The organism is Paenibacillus sp. 7516 (assembly GCF_002272715.1).
In the GTDB taxonomy this organism is placed as follows: domain Bacteria; phylum Bacillota; class Bacilli; order Paenibacillales; family Paenibacillaceae; genus Paenibacillus; species Paenibacillus illinoisensis_A.
The window spans coordinates 235,382-254,166 of sequence record NZ_NPBI01000007.1 but is presented as its reverse complement, the minus strand read 5'-3'; the positions used below and the strand labels follow the sequence as shown (position 1 = coordinate 254,166).

The window sequence follows — 18,785 nt, the reverse complement described above, 5'->3', positions numbered from 1 at the left end:
TGCCCGAAATGGTCGCCCTTAAGCTTGGCCTGGTTCCGCGATAAGCGGAGATCCAGGCAGACAAGCGCTCCCACGCCCACCGTCACATAGCAAGACCCGCCACCCCGCCGATCAACAGACGGGAGTCCAGAGGGCAGAGCCCTCTGGGGCCCTCCCTCGGAAGGGAGGGTTTGGGAGGGTGCGATTTGCGATTACCTTAACAGTTGAGGAGTGAAGACCCGATGACAATTAAATTAATTGCGCTTGACGTAGATGGCACGCTGCTTAATGATCATCATGAGCTAACCGAATGGACCCAAGAGATTCTAATCCGTGCTTCCCGGCAGGGAGCCGAGATCGTTCTGTGTTCAGGCAGAGGCCCGGCCAACACCATTCCTTTTATGAAGCGAATGGAGCTTGATGGATATGTGATTACACATAACGGGGCAGTGACGGCCGAAGTGGAGAGCCGTGAAATTGTGCACAGATTTGCCATGGATGGTCAGGGCTTGGAGCCCTTTGTCACGTATTGCCGTACAAACGGTGTGCATTTTGACATCAACACAGCATTTGGATTATATGTGGATCAGCCGGAAGGATTGGAATTACAGGTTCGGGAGATGTACAACAACTTCATGATGGAGCCTTTAAAGCTGCCGAAGTGGGCGGATTTGACAGAGCCGCTTGCCAAATTCACCGCGTTTGGCCCCATAGAGCAGATGGACAAGGTTCAGCAGGAATGGGGAACATGGAATCTGCCTTACTACATGACTCGCAGTGGTGACTTTTTCATTGATCTGATGCACCCGGAAGCTTCCAAGGGAGCGGCGCTGAAGAGACTGGCCGAATCGAAAGGTATTGTACCTTCCGAAATATTGGCAATCGGCAACTACTACAATGATATCACGATGCTGACTTATGCAGGCATAGGGATCGCGATGGACAACTCGCCGGAAGAGGTAAAGGCTGCTGCGAATGAAGTGACACTCTCCAACAACGAGCAGGGTGTTGCTCATGCTGTTCAAAAACACGTCCTAGCTGTCTAATGACAACCACATTTTTCATTTTCAAAGGCTCCTGCTTCATAATCTACTGTCCTCATGGGTAACCTATGAGAATACCGTGAGAAAATGGAGGAGGACAGGCACATGAAACAGAAAGTGGAGCTGATTCCGGATCTGCGTACATCAGGTGGTGAAGTGCTCGATGTAATGGTGAATGATCAATACGCGGGTTCACTTCTGCTGGTATATAGAGAAGGAGACCGTTTGTCTGGCAGTCTTCAGTTGGAAAGGGAATTGGTTTCGTCGGATGAGGAAAAGCACATCATTGATCAGGTTCATGCATATATCCGGTCCCTTACGGATGCAGTGGAGGCGATCTATTATGAAGTGCTGGTCAGCTGTGGCACATTGCATTCAGTTCTCCAAAATCTGGAGTTTGATCCAGAGCGTGAGTCGGATGATATGCACTACGAGGCTGATGAATACTTGGATGACATGGATGTGGATGATTCACGCGTAATTCCGGATGCAGCAGATGAAGCTTTTACATATGAAGATCGGGAACATGTGCTGGAGATGGAGCTTGTAACTGCCGGACGAAGCATATCGACCTATGTGTTTAACGATGCTGACGGAACTGAGCTGGCAGAAGCTTCATTGAAACAATATGGGGCCGACATTCAAGGCGAGATACACTGGTATGACGTGCCTCTCGAGAGCCAGCTTGATGCTGCGGCAGAGCTGCTCGTAAGAGAACTCGACGAAGAAGTGATCGACACGATTACTCTTCGCATGTGGCATCAGGGGAATGAGCTGGAGTCCATGGAGTGGGTTCACCGCGACTTTGTGAATGACTCGGAGGAAGAGGAGTTTACCGAATACGAGGACTGGGATAATTCTGAAGACGAGATGGACGAAGCAGAGGATTCCTGTTATGTCATGTTGGTGCGCAAGGACCGTGAATTCAGGGTCTATGAGCTATTTCTGCAAGAACGTGGTGGATTACCTGTGGGGACAGCAACCATTGATACATCTCACGCCGACCTGACGGGCTATATGGATTATCAGGTACCCGGAACCAGTGCACAGCGGCGGGATCTGGTTGAGGTGCTGCTTCAGGAACTGGACAAGGACCTTGAATTCGACACATTGCACCTTACCATGCTGTACCGGAACCAGATTATAGATGAAGCGAAGATCGACGGGTAAGAGGCCTAGGCCTTTTACCTTTTTTGATTTGTTTTGACGAAATATTCATTTCCGGGTATAGTTCCAATAGTTCTAAAGAGATCTGGAATTGGAGGAGAACCATGAAGCACTCATTTACAATCATTACGGAATATATTAACGATGACTTCAGAGCGATGCAGGCTCAGCCGGAAGACACGGAAGATGTACTATCCTTGCTTAGAGAGACAGCTGAATGGCTACGCAGCCAGGGATCTTCCCAGTGGAGTGCGCTTTTGAAAGGTGAAGATTCCCACGATACAGCAGGGGCCATTCGCCGCGGTGATGTGTTTGTCTTCAAGAAAGAAGGCGATGTGGCAGGGATGGTTATTCTGATGCAGCAGCCAAGTGCTTGGGATTCAGAGCTATGGGGAACGAAAGCACATCAAACAGATGGCGCCGTTTATTTGCATCGTTTGGCCATTCGGAGAAAGTACGCCCGTACCGGACTGGGTCGGGACATTTTGGGTTGGTCCAGCAGTGGAATCCAATTTGACAACAAACACGTCATGCGATTGGATTGTGTGGGTGACAATGAGAGGCTGAATGAATTTTACCCGCGGAACGGATATACCTTTGTGGGGAAAATTAATGGGTATAGTACGTTTGAGAAGCCGTTTCAATCCTAAATGTAATTTGAATAACTGATGAATTTTATCAACTTGTTAACTCAATGAATGAACGGAAAATAAAGCCGGGAGCACTTATGCTCACCGGCTTTGAGTCGTGATAGGGTTAGTCTACTGCATGCGTCTAAGGCCTTTAGGCAAACGGTTTTTTAACTGTCCTGCACTGGCTTTTCCCCAACCCAGTGGGAGCCCGTTGAAAGTCACAAGCGTCCATCCGGTAAGTCCGCTTTCGGCAGGAAGGCTTTCACCGCGAAGATATGCCGCCACTTGGCTGGCTTCTGCATCTAGTGCTGCATGCTGCATGTTGACAGCCTCCTGTTGTCCCAGAGCCAGCGCGAGTGCATGAGCAGGCTCGAAGCGCCCTTTTTTCCAGTCACCGACATGAAGCCCTGGACGGGGCAGCTTCAATCCGTTTAACCGATCATCGGTCAGCAGCTGGGCAGCCCGCTCTGGTAATACATATAAAGCTTCGCCAAAAAGCAGAGGTCTGCCGGTCCCGTTAGCTACCGTGTCTGTATGGTCAGAACTCCAGGCCAGATAAGCATTCCAGGCAGAATCCACTTCTTTGGATGACGCCGTTTGACGTGGATTTCTACCTCTTTTATCTTTGCGTTTGCGAGGTGGTTCTTCCTGTTCTTGGGATGCATAAGCTTGGGATTCTGCCTTGGTCACTACAGCGACAAAATGTCCCTCGCCCTGGGCCAGGTGAGGCCAGATTCGTTCAGTCCGTACAAGAGTCAGATCTGGATAAGCGGTAACGAGACGTTCCATCATGCCTTCATTTTCTTCGCGATTGAAAGTGCAAGTGGAATAAGCCAAAGTCCCGCCCGGTTTAAGCATGATATACGCATCTTGCAAAATGTCCCATTGTCTGTTCACACACAGTGTCACCAGATCATCGCTCCACTCGGTAACCGCATCGGGGTCTTTGCGGAACATCCCTTCGCCAGAGCAAGGGGCATCCAGCATAATCCGGTCAAAGGCTGCAGGAAAGCGCGCTGACAATTCTCCTGGCGCTGCACTTGTAACAACGACGGAAGAGAGGCCCATTCGTTCCACGTTCTCTGCCAGGATTTTGGCTCTGGCCGGGTGAATTTCATTGGAAACGAGGAGCCCCTGGTCGTCCATGAGTGAGGCAATGTGGGATGTTTTGCCGCCTGGTGCAGCCGCGAGATCCAAAATGATCTCACCCGGTTGTGGATTCAACATTTCCACGGCCGACATCGCAGAGGGCTCCTGAATATAGTACAGTCCTGCAGCATGATACACATGTTTGCCAGGACGTTCGTTCGATTGGTAGTAGTAACCCGTATCGCACCAGGGAACCTTGGTCAGGTTAAACTGCTCTATCATCTGCTTTTTGAGCTCTGGTGTAGCTTTAATGGAGTTAAAACGCAACCCCTGTACACGGGGCTCTTCATAGCTGTCAATAAATGCTTCTGCTTCTGAGCCGAGCATTTCCCGAATATGATGTATATACGACTCAGGGAGTGAAGGCTTGCTCATGTCTTGTTGCTCTCCTTTTCATTAGCTTGTCAACATGACCCTCCCCGGATAACCCTCAGGGTCTGCAAGCTGCAACGTTGTTGTTAAAATGGTGAGGAATAAACAGTTATTTCTTTACTGAAACATACGTTCTAATATATCATGATTGAAGATGTACTGAAAGACTGAAGCTAGAAAGGGGGAAACTAACGGTGAAATTGCTGCAGGCGCTTTTCTTTCCTCCGGAGCAGCCCGGAGGTGTATCCTCTATGATTCCGTATATGCAGGAGAGGTTTACGTCCCCAAGGTGGGAGATGGACTTGTTCTCGCTGCCGAAGCGAATTCGCAACAAGGGCAGGGAGGATGTACAGTTCGAAACGTTTGATTGGACCAAGTATCAGGAAAGTCCTGTCGTTCAAAAATATATGCAGACTTACCGTGATTATTTATGGTGGACGAAGCTGCGGATTCAGAAGCCTTATGATTTGATTCATGCTCACCATCCCATTGCAGGTCTTGCCATGAAAAGTGTATTTCCAGATACACCGCTCATTCAAACCATTCACTCCAGTTATGAGCGTGAGTTGATTCTGAATGGAAGAATCGAGCCCGATGGTCTGGATCATCAGTTTTTGATTGCCATTTACGGCGAGCTGGAGCATCAGGCAGAGCGGTTGTTAACCGTCTCCGAATCTTTTCGGCAGTATTTAACTCCTTATGTGAAGCAGCCTGACGTTATTGGCATTATTCCGAACGGATTTGATGAGAAACGTTTTAAACCCATTCCTCATGATAATGCGATCCCGCAGCTGGTTACGGTTTGCCGGCTTGTCCCGGCCAAAGGACTGGATATTTTGTTCAAAGCCTGCGCGGAACTCAAAGGTCGAGGACATGACTATGTTTTACATATTATCGGGGATGGTCCGATTCGACCTGATTTGGAAGAGTTGGCTCAGCGTTTGGGCATCTATAACGAGACTATTTTTTATGGATACACCCTGCATCCGGAAGAGTTCATGCCATTTTTCGATATATTTGTACTTCCTTCCAGGGCAGAGGCGTTTGGTTCCGTGTTTGCCGAGGCAGCACTGAGTTGTCTTGCACTTATAGGTACGGATGTGGGTGGAATTCCTGAACAGATCGAAAACGGCAGCAACGGGCTGCTCGTTCCCCCTGAGGATCCTTCGGCACTTGCTGAGGCGTTGGAGAAAGTCATGGTCGATCCCTCGTATCGTTACGAACTTGCACGCTCAGCGTGTGAGAAGGCCAAAACGCACTATTCTTTGGGCAGATCGGTTAATGAACTGAAAAAGTTGTACCTGCAATACACGAGCAAAGCCTAGATTCATCCCTGAAAATAAAATAAACAGAAGAAGCCGCTGTGAGAACAGCGGCTTTTTGCTTGCGAGAATATGGTATTGAAATGTAATACATTTTGGAACGCGGTATACCTCACAAGTTTTTATGTCTCGTGCGAAAGCTTCCCCAACGGTCGATCACCAATTTTCCAGCCCAGACTAGGGCAAGGCTGCCGAAGATCGGATAGAGAATGGATAGGAGAGAACTGAATCCAAACTGGCTGAGTGAGTAGCACAGCATCATAATGGTTAATGTAATTAATCTAGGGGGTACTTGTAAGTGCTGACCAACCTGAAGAGTCATACCATAGATATCTGCGACGAATGTTGTGAATATTTCCATGAAGATCAGAGTTACATACACGGATTGCACAGCCCATCCAAGCTGGAAGGCGATGCTCCCCATCGGAATTTCGAACTGCATGATACCTGGCATCTGGGCTGACATGGCGAAATGGGCGGCTAACAGCATGAAGCCTACACCGATTCCACCGAGTACACCGCCCCATTTCAAGACATTACGATCACGGATTTGATTGCCTACCGGCACCAGAACAGCTTGGGCCAGTACCAGATTGAAGGATGAATACAATAGTGGAGACAGCCACACCTTTATAGGATTGGTATCTGTAGTCAGCGTAACGAACCGTAAGGCACCGGGATGGTGTATGGTGCTTGTAATCATGAGAATGGACAACAGGAGCATCATCGGAACCACAATGCTATTCATTTGCAATATGGCTTTGATGCCTCGTCCAAGAAGGAGGTACGTTCCCACTATCGTAATAATCAAACCAGTCTGGTAATGCAGTCCAAGATGCTCCACGAAGACAGAGCCTGCTCCGGCGAGCATTACACTGTTTACACCAATAAGTATCAGAAGCGTTATCCAGGTAATCCATTTTCCAGCCTTATGCCCGAATAGGTGCTTGTTCAGGTCCTCGTAAGAGCGGGAGCCGGTATCATGGGCGATGAGCATCATTTTGGTGCCCAGCCAGACAAATAGTATGGTCGATAAGCCAATGGTGATGGTGGCCCATTTGCCATACTGGGTAAAAAACTGCAATATTTCCTGCCCTGTCGCGAAGCCTGCTCCTACAACCGTTCCGATGTATGTAAATGCGATCTGCAGCACCCGGAATGCCTGTTTCATGCGTTTCCCCTCTCAGGCCCCATAATAGTTTGGACATGCGGGTACCATGGTACAAGGTATGCTTGACCCTGGTAACTCATGACAATTGAAAGAAGCTTTACGTCCCCAGAATCGGTCAATGATGGAGGAAAGCCGATTTCGCTTGAACTGACAGCCTCATCTATGATACTTTTACCTCATAGGATAGGCTTGGGAGGTCGAATTATGGAAGTATTAAAACAACGAATATTACAAGAAGGCGTAGTCATCTCGGATCAGGTGCTGAAGCTGGACGGATTATTGAATCATCAGATTGATCCTGCACTGACAATGGAGATGGGCCGCGAGTTTGCCGCTCGCTTTCGTGAAAGTGTAGTGACACGGGTCATAACGGTGGAGTCTTCAGGGATTCCGGTTGCTTTTGCCGCAGCACATGAACTTGGGGTTCCGCTCGTATTTGCCCGTCGAAAAAAGACACTTCTGGCAGATCCCGATGCCTACTGTGAACGCGTACCTTCCTTTACCAAAGGGATCGTAACCGATATTATGGTATCCCGCGAATATATTCATGAGAACGACCGTATTTTGTTTATAGACGATATTATCGCCAACGGAGATGCTGCTCGCGGTGTCATTAAAATCATTGAACGTTCAGGCGCGGAACTCGTCGGATTCGGTGTCGTGGTCGAGAAATGTTTTCAGGCCGGAGCACGAACGATCCGTGAGCAGGGCATTCCTGTGGAAGCCTTGGTGCGCATTCGTTCACTGAATGATGGAACCGTGCAATTCGACGATAACCAAATGTGACAGTTTAAAGGAAAAAGCCTATTTTTTGAACAATGCCTTTGCATGAACGCGGATTTCATTTATAATGGGGTTATGTTAGGGAGAGGAGGCAACACCATGGGGAACCAACCGGCATCAGAACAATTTTTTATTGAAAAGCTGGCGGAGTCGAAAGTTCATTTTGAACGTGCCCTGGATTGTAAACATACGGAATTTGATGACCTTTATCCCTATATGATTGAACATCCTCAATTTTTCTGGTACAAACGCTATGTTGCCTGGTCAGAGTTGCTGACCATTGTAGGCTTGTGTGAAGAGTTGTCCTTCGCTTGGAAAGAACAATTTACACCACATCAAGTGGAGTACCTTGAAGAACGTGTGATGTCCGCCAAAGTGCTTGATTTTTGGTTCGAGAAGAACGACAGCAAAGAGCACGCGCAGCGGTAACTTTCAGTCGGGATATTTTTCGAATGACATAACAGTCCAATACAGTCACGTGAGACCTAAATGACTCTTCATTTAGGTCTCTTTTTGTAAACTATTTTGGAATATAGGAGCCATAGACATGATAAGTGATGCAGAATTGGATGCACTGCGTTTATCGGGTGAAAAAGTAAGAGTGGTACGGGATGGTCTGGAATCGAACGATGTGACCGGGATTGTCGTTGCATGGGATGGGGAACAGGTACTTATCCGTCGTCAGAACAGACGTGTGGTCAAGCTGGACCGCAGCTATCGCTATCAGCTCTTTAGCGAGCCGCGCCAAAGTCCGGCTGATGAATAGAGTCCACTCTGGAGACGGATGCATGGAATTACCATGGTTGGTTTGGCATAATTCCGCCGCTCGGGAGAGAAGATAGGTACAGCGAGAATTCGTAAACTTATCAGCCGAGAGGATGTGCGGGTAGCCATGACATTGATGAATGATAAGGTACATGCCTACAAGGATCAGATTGGAGAATTAAGTGATGTGTTGCCTGGCGTAGTCAAAGCGTATCACGATTTTACGGGTGAATGCTTTCAGTCAGGTGCCATCGATGCCAAAACCAAGCAGCTGATTGCCCTCGGCATCGGATTGTTTGCTAATAACGAAGTATGTACGTTTTACCACGTAGAAGAGGCCCGTGCGAAGGGAGCAACCGATCAGGAGATTATGGAGACGGTTGCGGTAGCCGGAGCGGTTGGCGGCGGTCACGCGCTGTCTCAAGGTGCAATGCGTGTGCAAAAAGCATTGCACTAGGTTCGTTCGGTAGTTGAGTTTAAATAATAAGACAGCAAAACAGGCTCTGGAATGATCCAGAGCCTGTTTTGCTGTCTAACTTATATTTTTCCAAGCATCTTGTTATACATAAACTGTCCGGTCACCCGGCGCGCTGTTACATAGCGGTCACTGAAATAGGGATTCGACATTTTGGTGATGCTGACACCTTTACTGCTGGAAGCATGAGCGAATTGTCCGCCCCCGATGTATACGCCTGTATGCGAAATGCCACTGCCTGAAGTGTTGAAGAATACCATATCACCTGTGCGCAGATTGGCTTTGGATACCGGAGTACCTGCCTTGGCTTGCTGCTGTGAAGTACGTGGCAATTCAATGCTATATTTTTGGAAGATATATCTCATAAATCCAGAGCAATCAAACCCGGCCAGCGTTGTGCCGCCCCACTTGTAAGGTATTCCATTCATGTTGTTAACGACGGTGTTGATACTGCTCGCCTCAGTGCTTGCTGCACCAGATGTAAATAGAACGGCTGCGCCAAAAATAGAAATGATCAGTTTTTTCAAAATGAATGTTCTCCCTTCGATGCCTACGGAGTTAGCTAAGGGTTCGGTAGAAGGTTCCCTATATTTCCTATGTATAAGAATAATTCACCCAAAATGGTTCCCCCGTTTTCAAACATGAAACTCGGCAAATGAATAATTAATATTTTGTAACCTTTTGAAACTATATTGCATAAATGCGTAATTGTCAAACCTTTCTTCCTTCTGCAATGTTAACGGAATTCAAGACTTTTTGTGGAAAGTTGTAGTTCTCCATGTTTATTTATGATGACAAAAACGTAATTTGTGTTTCATCGGCACATAAATTGGACAAATAAGTAAATTGGAGTCGAAGAGGATAGTAAGGTTCATTCTCAACAGAAAAAGTCAGGTCTCGACCAGATTTTATAAGTTTCGGTTATCGTAGGTCTAATAATTTTCAATTTAATTGTTGACACCTTAAATTTCACATGATATATTATTTCTTGTCGCCGCGATAGATTATCTCGGAGATATGCCATATGCGGTCGTGGCGGAATTGGCAGACGCGCACGGTTCAGGTCCGTGTGGGCTAACCCCCCGTGGAGGTTCGAGTCCTCTCGACCGCATCAATTCATACATGAGGTTTCTGATCTGCTTTTTCTGGCAGATTGGGAACCTTTTTGTTTTTTTATACATTAGAGATGCTGCTGTTCATCAAATGAGAAAAACAAAATAGCTGTATGCAAGTCGAGCTTCTGTTTGGAGCGCCGGCTGAAAAAGGATTTTGTTGAACAACAGGCACTTCTTCAGGTCCCATTGCCTCTTGGCAAAAAGCACCTCGAATAACCCCAAGATTTCCAAGACAGAATGTACATAAATGGGGTGAATTGTCTATGAGGAAAAAAGGGATTCGGATATTACCTTGGATCTTGTTATTGGCCATGCTTATCGGATGTCAGAGCTCGAAACCTAAAGAACAGGATTTGATGCGGATAAATTCCGCTAATGGTAACAATGCGAAAAAAGTCATTTTCCTGATGGTGGACTCTTTAATGTATCAGGCGATCGACGAAGGAATCGGCAAGCAGGATCTTCCTGCCTTACAATTCCTGATCAAACACGGGCAATATTATAAAAACCTGGTCAGTTCTTTTCCCACGATGTCCGTCACGATTGACAGCTCCTTGCTTACCGGTGCATATTCGGACCTTCACCGTGTGCCGGGTTTGACTTGGTATTCTGCGGACAACAAAAAAATGATCATGTACGGAACTGGCCCGACGGAAGTGCTCAAACAAGGAGTGCATCCGGTAGTGACGGATGCTCTAATTCATTTAAACGGGAGTCATTTGAACAGAAATTTACCTACGATCTATGAGGATCTTGCCCGGCAAGGATTAAAGTCGGGTTCAATCAATGGCCTGATATATAGGGGGATGTCCGCTCAAAAGCTGTCGATACCTCAATGGATTCAGGCAGCTGCTTCTTTACCCAAAGAGATTGATGTGAAAGGGCCGGATTTACTGTCCCTGGGTGCCTTGTCTAATCCGTTTCAAGGGATTAAAGACTTGCCGGATGGTCTAACGAAGCGAATGGGGATTCATAATGAATTTGCGATTGAAGCCTTAAAATATTTAATTCAATCCAATAAATTACCGGATTTTTTGTTTGTCTATTTACCGGATTTAGATCGGGAGTTACATAAGAAAGGCCCTACGGGACTTCGTGGAGTGAAGGAGTTAGATCAGCAGCTTCAATCCGTACTGCAAACATTCGGTTCTCCGGAAAAAGCTTTGCAAAATGCCATCTTTATCATTGCGGGTGACAGTGGAATGACCCGTATTCTGCCTGAAGATCAGAATGCGGTCATTGATCTGCCCTCTTTGCTTGGAGATGCCAATATTATGCGTCCGGGTGATGCTGTATCGAAGGAGACTGAACTCATTCTTGCCGTCAATGAAACAATGGCCTATATATATTCATTGAAGGCGGACCGTTCCCTTAGAGATACAGCAAACCTGCTAAAGGATGATCCACGCATTGACTTTATTTCCTGGAAAGAAAATGAGTGGAATTACGCAGTTCAGGGATCCACAGGCAAACAGCTCCGATTTAAATCAGGAGGTAACCTGACCGATTCATACAACCAATCATGGACGGTCGAACAGGATGAAGAGGTACTGGACTTAAGCACAAACAAGATTAAACATACATTGAAATACGATGAGTATCCGGATGTCCTGAAACGCTTGTCAAGCTCGCTCCGTTCACACCAAGGTGAATTTTTGGTTGTCACGGCCAAACCGGGCTATGAATTTACCAGCGGCAGTTCACCAACGCACAAGGGCGGAGGAGGCCACGGATCAATTCGTAAACAGGAATCACTTGTTCCCTTGATTATCAGCGGAACAGACCAAAAGCCTGAGTATTTACGAATCGTGGATTTAAAAGATTATTTGCTTAACCTTTTGACCCAAAAGACTCAAAGAAAACCAATAGTGCATTGATAAATAAACAGCTGGAGTAGCTCGTTCAACGTATTCAGCTTGGTCGCACCGATACGAGGCAAGAGAAGCCACCTTGATATGCTCTTTAACTTCGAATTGCTGTTGTCTGATCGTATCTTTTGATTATGAGACCATCGGTATAGTTTATACCGGTGGTTTTTTGCGTTGATTAATACTCTGTACGTCAGAACATTTTTCGAATAGATGACATCAACTTCCGCCAGTCCATATTGCTTCATTTGCGGCATCGGTTAATCCCCTAGGGCAGCCACTCCAACTTTCTTTAGGATATAGACCCAGTGCTATTTGGAGAAATGCCTGTTCTATGGCTGTTGTACCCCCGCTTTCATGGTGAAATGTACGCAAAATTCCGAATTGTACCTATCCTGAGCATAATACATCCACTATTCTTTTCACGTAAGGAAAGCGCTATCATTATTGGTTTGAATTCACTATTTCAGAGGGGGTAGGGATGATTTGAAGCGAATGGGTAATCGGATGGCGATGGTTTTTCTGGTGTTCATCTTTGCAGCAGTTCAGTTTGGTTTTACAGGGACCAAAGGTCGTGTGGTTGAAGCAGCGGCAGAGACAAAATTGGCTGAGAAACCGTACATGGGCTGGAGCAGTTACAGCATGCAGGTGTATGACCCTTCCGTAAAATGGACATCAGCAGAGAGCATCAAGAAGCAATCGGATGCCATGCGAGAGAAGTTACAGGCTCATGGCTATGAATATATCAATATTGACGCTGGATGGAACGGAGATAATGATGAATACGGAAGACCGATTCCTAACAAAGAGCTGTATCCGAACGGATTCCAGGAGGTTATCGACTATGTTCATAACAATGGTCAGAAGATCGGGATCTATCTGATTCCCGGATTGTCTATTGATGCATACAATAAAAACCTCGAGATTTATGGGACGGGCGGAGCTTGCAGGATGCAGGATATTGCTTACCAGCCGCTTACCGTGATGGATGCTTGGAATGCGTATACCTACAAGATTGATTTTTCGAATCCTTGTGCTCAGAAATACATCGATTCCATCGCAGATCTACTGGGCGAGTGGGGCATTAACTTTGTCAAATTCGACAGCGTGACTCCAGGATCAGGCATTAACAATCTGAGCCGGGATGCACGAGGAGATGTGGAGGCTTGGTCCAAGGCTTTGGCAAGGCATAATATCTGGTTCGAGCTTTCATGGGCACTGGACCATAACTACGTGGATTTCTGGAAAAAACACGCCAATGGCTGGCGTATCGACTGGGATGTTGAAGCATACGACAGCAATGTGGGTTTAACGCAGTGGGCTAATATTGCACGATTGTTTCCAATCGCTGCGCTTTGGTGGCGTGATGCAGGTCCTGGCGGGTGGAATGATTTTGACTCGCTAAACGTGGGCAATGGTTCCATGGATGGGCTCACCAAGGATGAACGAAAGACAGCCATGACATTCTGGGCGATCTCGTCTGCACCGTTGTATACAGGGAATGACATGACCAGGCTGGACAGCTATGGACTTGAACTTCTGACCAATGATGAAGTGATCGCTGTCAATCAGGCTGGACGTCCGGCTCATCCGGTATCGATGGATACCCAGCAGCAGGTATGGTACGCCAATAACGGAGATGGAACGTACAGTGTGGCTCTCTTTAATCTGGGCAACCGGAGTGCTGAGGTCAAGGTTAATTGGAGTGATATCGGTCTGGAAGGACCTGCATCGGTCCGTGACCTGTGGAGCCATTCCGAACTGGGTACCTTTAACGAAGGGTTTAGCAGCGGTTTATTGGAGCCTCATGCTTCACGAATGCTGAAAGTCAAGGCACTGAGCGGAACATCGACGGTGAATGACGATGATACAGGCATGCGCTATACCGGAGATTGGAAGCGAAATGGAGGCAAGGAACAATTAGAGGGTTCACAGGACCTGACTATAGCGATTCAGGATTCCACAGGCAATGAAAGAGCGAATGCGGATACAGCGAGCGATTCCAATGTAGCAGATGAACCGGCTGCTGAACCATCCGTTGCTGGAGACGATACCACGGTTACCGAGGTGGTCTACGTTAACGATGACGACAGTGAGATACAATACAACGGTTCGTGGAATGCGAATACCGGCAGAGGTTTCGGGGACTTCAATGACGATGTGCATTATACGGAAGAAGACGGCGATTATTTTGAATACACGTTCACAGGTACAGGCATCGAGCTGCTGACAGAGAAGCATCAAGAGCAGGGGGACATGAGTATTATTCTTGATAATGGAGAGGCAGAACAGGTAAGCGCGTATACCGATGGAGAAAGGGAAGCCCAGCAGGTGCTGTACAGCAAAACAGATCTGCCAAGTGGAACACATACCCTGAAGGTCGTTAAGGCATCGGGCCAATACATGCTTCTGGATGCACTCAAAGTAACCAGGGAAAAAGAGTCTGATGGACAGAACAGTGGAATAAGCCCAACCGCTGCAGACTTTGATAAGGCAGTGGATCAGCAGGCGGATGTGAAAATTACGTTAAACCTGAACGGTAATACGTTAACTGGTGTGGAATACGACGGGGGCGATCTCGGCGAAGATGACTACGATGTCATTGACAATACGTTAACGATCAAGAAACAATACCTCACACAGCTGCCCGTCGGCACAACGAAGTTTAACGTGTTATTTAGCGCGGGAGATCCGCAGACGCTGATGATTAAGGTTATTGACACTTCAGGAATCCGATTCGCGATGATTAACAATGATGATCCCGGAATTAAGTATAGCGGCAACTGGTCGCGCAGCACGGGAAGAGCATTTGGCGACTATAAGGATGATGTGCATTACGCCGAGCAGAACGGCGATTATTTTGAGTATGAATTCAGGGGAACGGGTATTCAGTTTTTTACGGAAGTGGATCCGTCCCAGGGCGATATGGATATTTACGTGGATGGTGAGTTTAAGGAAACGGTAAGTGCTTACCGTGACGGACGTTTGGCGCAGCAAAAGGTCTATAGTGTCTCAGGGCTGCCAGATGGGCTGCACACGCTTAAAGCCGTGAAAAAGTCAGGGCGGTTCATGCTGCTTGATTTCCTCAAGGTGGAGATTCCCAATATCATTCAGCCTGTGAGTGCTGTTTTTGACAAAGCTGAATCTGCGCAAGCCGATATTGAAGTGACACTTTTGCAGGAACCGGAAAGTTTCAAGAAGATTATGAATGGCTCACTTGAGCTGGTAAAGGGAACTGATTATGAGATAACAGGGGATAAGGTGACGATTGGAAAATCCTACCTTGCTGCGCAGCCTCTAGGCACGTTGAACCTCCGTTTTGTTTTTGGCGGTGATTATCTCAATGATGTTCATTATTCGGTGGTAAACGGTGATTTCTATGAGTACGTCTTCAAAGGTACCGGCATCCGTATGATTACTCCGACTGGGCCGCAGCAGGGTGAGGTGGAGATCTACATTGACGGAAATCTCGTGCAAACCGTAGATACGTACAGTGAGGGACGTAAAAATAGGCAGGAAATCTACAGCATAACAGGCCTGACAAGTGGTGTGCATACGCTGAAGGCTGTCAAAAAGTCCGGTGAGCTCATGCTCGCGGATCAACTGAAATTTACGATTGCTGCTGGGGACAGCGGGCCAACCAACCCAACCAATCCAAGCAATCCGACCAATCCATCTGGACCTTCTGGACCTTCCAATCCGGGTGGACCGTCAACTCCTGTTGTACAGCCTCCAGTTACTCCGGCTCCGGAAACAGAAGAGGGAGAGGAATCTTCCGGGAATACGGAGACGACTCGGCATGAGGCGTATATTAACGGTTATAAGGACGGACTGTTTAGACCGAATAACAAGATTACTCGCGCAGAGATGGCAACCATGCTCGCCAAAGTCGTTGTAAAAGATGCAGCATCATCAGATGTGACGTTCAGCGATGTGAGTTCTTCCCATTGGGCAGCAGCAGCTATCGACAAGGTTGCAAAAATGGGACTGATGCAAGGCTACAAGGATGGCACATTTAAACCGAATCAGTCCTTGACCCGTGCAGAGATGGCAAGTTTGGCTGTGAGCCTTGCTTCGGATACGACCAAGCCGGGCAGCGGGTTCTCTGATATTGGCAGTCATTGGGCTAAGGATGCGATTCAAAAAGCCCAAGGGCTGGGAATCCTGACAGGTTACAAGGACGGCACCTTCCGGCCGAATGCTGAGCTGACAAGAGCAGAAGCCGTTGTTGTCATTAACCGGGTGTTGGGAAGAGGCCCGCTTACTGGAGTTTCGCAGCCTCAGTGGAAGGATGTATCACCTTCCCATTGGGCTTATGGAGATATTGAAGAAGCGTCCGTTAATCATGGTTCGAAGCCTGCTGCAATTGGCGGAGAACAATGGATGGAATAGGCTGAAAATAGTGTGATTGAGAAGGGGACCGTATAGGTCCCCTTCTTTCTGAATAATTTTAATAAAGCGTGGGCTGTGTCAGTAAAGAGCAACGAATGAGCTGCTGCACAAGCAAGAAAACAATTGACTAAGCCAAAAAATGATATAATCTGTGATTATGATAGCGCTACCAACAACTCGGCGATGGAGGGGTTGCCCATTCGAAATTCCAGTGTTTTTCGGAAATTTCTCATTTCGTATGTCATCATTTTGGTCATACCCAGCATAGGTGGCTACATGTCTTATCTGACTTCGATTTCCGTAACGCAGTCCATTTCCATTGAGAATGGGGTCACTCAGCTTGAGAAGGGCCAAGAAATATTGGAACGGCGCATGGCTGAAGTCGAAGGCTTCACCAGACAGCTTGCCGTGAATCAGGAACTGAACGTCCTAATGAATGAAAGGGATAACGAAACGAATGTATATGGCATATGGCGAGCCATGGAGAATGTGCTGACGTTTGGACAGACGAATGATTTCCTGCAAAATTATTATATTTATTTAGCCAATTATAATCTAATTCTTACCCCGGGTTCCTCCTACAGGCCGAATCATTATTATGCCGATTTTCATTATACCGATCTGTCCCTTGAGGAATGGATGAAGCAAGTATTAAAACAAACGCATCGTAGTGAAATTAAGCCGCTCAGTTCCTATGTCAGCAGAGGCCAGCAAACTTCGGTCATTACATATATGCAATCACTGCCTTTGGACAGCTTCAACGATTCCTCGCCTGCGGTAGCTGTCGTCGTCATTGATGAGAAGATGATCGTAGGACTGCTGTCCAGTATGACGGACCGATATGGCGGCTGGGTTCACATTAGCGATGCGGAAGGGAGAACCATTGCGCTGAAGGGGAGCGGAGAACCTGAGATGGCCAAGATGATCGCTGATCCGAATTTCGATCCGAACAAGGTTAGTCAGTTCTATGAGGATGATCTGGTTATCACTACGCAATCGGATTCTAACGGCTGGGTATATCAGGCCGGGATTCCGCGTGACCTCCTTCTGGAAAATGCAAACAAGATCAAGAAGATGAGCATGCTCATTACAGGTGGAACACTACTGCTTGGACTGCTCGTGGGTCTGGTGCTTGCCTATCGTCATAGCGCCCCAATCAATCGACTGCTAAGTGTGATGAAGGAGCAATTCGGACGAGATGACGGGATTTCCAGGAATGAATTTGATTTTCTAAGCGGAAACATCTCGGATATGATCACCAAGAACAAGCTGCTGGAATCGGAATTGAATCGCCAGCTGCCACTCGTAAGAGATGCCTTTTTGAAGCGCCTGATATCAGGTGAGTTCAAATCACGAGACGAGATTCTCTCTGCTGCCGAACAGGCGGATATTCATTTGCAGCAGGGAGCAGGATATGCCGGTCTGGTCCAGATCAAAGGTTACGGCAGTATGGATAACGTTGATATCCTGAATGAGTTAAATGCTTCTCGGCTGCTGTTGAAGCAGGCGCTGAGCGAGCTTGGCGCTAATGTACTGATGACCGATTGGGGATCGGATAAAGTGGCCACTTTGTTTTTCTCCACGGATGAGAAAGCTGACACACAACGCAGCGTAGAACATATTACGCAGACCATGGATGATTTGGCACAGGTTGTGTTTAATGATTACCGGATCACCATCCAGTCGGGATTCGGCAACCATTTCTCGTCTGTGACGGAGGTCAGTGATTCCTTCGACCAAGCCAATCAAGCTCTTGAATATGCCATCTACATGAACGAAAGGGGCATGGTGTGGAGCAGTGAAACACAGACCGAAAATACGACTTATTATTATCCGCTCGACTCCGAGCAGCGACTGATTACAACGATCCGGGCGGGAGAACTTGAGGAAGCCAAGCGGATTGTCGAAGCCATCATGGTACAGAACATGGAGCAGCGTGAGCTATCCATGGAAATGAAACATCAACTGATTGGCGAGATGAAGGGAACCTTTATCAAGCTGCTTGATCAAAAGGCATTTACGGAATACGACTCCATCGAAAATGTCAAACGGCGGGTCATCGACATTGGGTCCGCGGAGCCACTGGAGACCGTTAAGTCTGAATTGTACGAAATCATGGAAGAACTGTGCGGACTGATTGCTGACAAGAAGAAGGATACCCATAGTCAAATCGTTAAACAGATCAAAGCATATACCGCAGAGATGTATTCCGATGCCGAGCTAACCCTATATCGCGTTGCTGAGCACGTTGAGCGGCCTGAAAAATACATTTCTCAACTGTTCAAGGAGTATACGGGGGTTAATTTTTCTGATCATCTGATCAAAGTGCGAATGGATCAGGCGATGATCCTGTTAAGGGACAGTAATTATACGGTGGACGAAATAGCAGCAAGAGTGGGGTACAACAGTTCACATTCCTTCCGGCGTGCCTTTAAACGATTGAATGGTATTTCTCCGAGTGTATATAGACAGAATCCTTACGAATGAAATCATTCAGGTCTTATGGCCGTGTTGTCCCAAGCGGACGATGCGGTCTTTTTGGTGCAATCTAG

14 protein-coding genes, 1 tRNA gene and 1 riboswitch are annotated in these 18,785 nt (G+C 47.2%); of the genes, 12 read left to right on the top strand and 3 right to left on the bottom strand.

From position 1 onward, the window contains the following. The first annotated feature begins 221 nt into the window (after positions 1 to 221). From CHI14_RS08435 to CHI14_RS08425, 3 genes are all read left to right on the top strand, one after another. The gene (locus CHI14_RS08435) at positions 222 to 1,025 is read left to right on the top strand and encodes a Cof-type HAD-IIB family hydrolase (RefSeq protein ID WP_095287976.1); all 804 of its coding nucleotides are present in this window, start codon (positions 222 to 224) and stop codon (positions 1,023 to 1,025) included. Positions 1,026 to 1,127: 102 nt separating this feature from the next. Continuing rightward, a complete protein-coding gene (locus CHI14_RS08430) occupies positions 1,128 to 2,192 on the top strand; it encodes a hypothetical protein (RefSeq protein WP_095287975.1) in 1,065 nt (354 codons plus the stop codon). Positions 2,193 to 2,293: 101 nt separating this feature from the next. After that, a complete protein-coding gene (locus CHI14_RS08425; protein WP_095287974.1) occupies positions 2,294 to 2,839 on the top strand; it encodes a GNAT family N-acetyltransferase in 546 nt (181 codons plus the stop codon). 111 nt (positions 2,840 to 2,950) lie between these two features. Here CHI14_RS08425 and CHI14_RS08420 read toward each other — a convergent pair whose 3' ends face one another. Continuing rightward, positions 2,951 to 4,345 carry an RsmF rRNA methyltransferase first C-terminal domain-containing protein gene (locus tag CHI14_RS08420; protein WP_095287973.1) on the bottom strand — a complete coding sequence of 465 codons (1,395 nt, stop codon included), beginning with the start codon at positions 4,343 to 4,345 and terminating at the stop codon, positions 2,951 to 2,953. Between the two features lie 191 nt (positions 4,346 to 4,536). On the opposite strand from CHI14_RS08420, the gene CHI14_RS08415 reads away from it, so the two are divergent. Further along, the gene (locus tag CHI14_RS08415) at positions 4,537 to 5,667 is read left to right on the top strand and encodes a glycosyltransferase family 4 protein (protein ID WP_095287972.1); all 1,131 of its coding nucleotides are present in this window, start codon (positions 4,537 to 4,539) and stop codon (positions 5,665 to 5,667) included. Between the two features lie 109 nt (positions 5,668 to 5,776). On the opposite strand, the gene CHI14_RS08410 is transcribed toward CHI14_RS08415, so the two are convergent. Continuing rightward, the gene (locus CHI14_RS08410; RefSeq protein ID WP_095287971.1) at positions 5,777 to 6,835 is read right to left on the bottom strand and encodes a YkvI family membrane protein; all 1,059 of its coding nucleotides are present in this window, start codon (positions 6,833 to 6,835) and stop codon (positions 5,777 to 5,779) included. A 204-nt stretch (positions 6,836 to 7,039) separates the two neighbouring features. On the opposite strand from CHI14_RS08410, the gene CHI14_RS08405 reads away from it, so the two are divergent. From CHI14_RS08405 to CHI14_RS08390, 4 genes are all read left to right on the top strand, one after another. Continuing rightward, the gene (locus CHI14_RS08405) at positions 7,040 to 7,621 is read left to right on the top strand and encodes a xanthine phosphoribosyltransferase (RefSeq protein ID WP_095287970.1); all 582 of its coding nucleotides are present in this window, start codon (positions 7,040 to 7,042) and stop codon (positions 7,619 to 7,621) included. Positions 7,622 to 7,717: 96 nt separating this feature from the next. Continuing rightward, the gene (locus CHI14_RS08400; protein ID WP_095287969.1) at positions 7,718 to 8,047 is read left to right on the top strand and encodes a hypothetical protein; all 330 of its coding nucleotides are present in this window, start codon (positions 7,718 to 7,720) and stop codon (positions 8,045 to 8,047) included. A 118-nt stretch (positions 8,048 to 8,165) separates the two neighbouring features. Then, a complete protein-coding gene (locus CHI14_RS08395; protein ID WP_095287968.1) occupies positions 8,166 to 8,384 on the top strand; it encodes a hypothetical protein in 219 nt (72 codons plus the stop codon). A gap of 126 nt (positions 8,385 to 8,510) precedes the next feature. Next, complete coding sequence (locus tag CHI14_RS08390; RefSeq protein WP_095287967.1) at positions 8,511 to 8,840, top strand: carboxymuconolactone decarboxylase family protein; 330 nt, start codon at positions 8,511 to 8,513, stop codon at positions 8,838 to 8,840. A gap of 80 nt (positions 8,841 to 8,920) precedes the next feature. Here the strand turns inward: CHI14_RS08390 and CHI14_RS08385 are convergent, their stop codons facing one another. Beyond that, positions 8,921 to 9,385 (bottom strand): C40 family peptidase, encoded by a 465-nt coding sequence (locus CHI14_RS08385; RefSeq protein ID WP_095287966.1) that lies wholly within the window; start codon positions 9,383 to 9,385, stop codon positions 8,921 to 8,923. A 5-nt stretch (positions 9,386 to 9,390) separates the two neighbouring features. Further along, positions 9,391 to 9,522, bottom strand: a riboswitch (cyclic di-AMP (ydaO/yuaA leader). Positions 9,523 to 9,884: 362 nt separating this feature from the next. Here CHI14_RS08385 and CHI14_RS08380 point away from each other — a divergent pair. The 4 genes from CHI14_RS08380 (at position 9,885) to CHI14_RS08360 (ending at position 18,720) form a co-directional block, all read left to right on the top strand. Next, positions 9,885 to 9,969 (top strand) — tRNA-Leu (locus CHI14_RS08380). 315 nt (positions 9,970 to 10,284) lie between these two features. After that, a complete protein-coding gene (locus CHI14_RS08375; protein ID WP_249281047.1) occupies positions 10,285 to 11,850 on the top strand; it encodes an alkaline phosphatase family protein in 1,566 nt (521 codons plus the stop codon). 486 nt (positions 11,851 to 12,336) lie between these two features. After that, on the top strand, positions 12,337 to 16,233 hold the full coding sequence (locus CHI14_RS08365; protein ID WP_249281050.1) for a X2-like carbohydrate binding domain-containing protein: 3,897 nt from the start codon (positions 12,337 to 12,339) through the stop codon (positions 16,231 to 16,233). Positions 16,234 to 16,509: 276 nt separating this feature from the next. Then, entirely contained in the window at positions 16,510 to 18,720 is a 2,211-nt protein-coding gene (locus tag CHI14_RS08360; protein ID WP_249281046.1) for a helix-turn-helix domain-containing protein, read from the top strand. Positions 18,721 to 18,785: the final 65 nt, after the last annotated feature.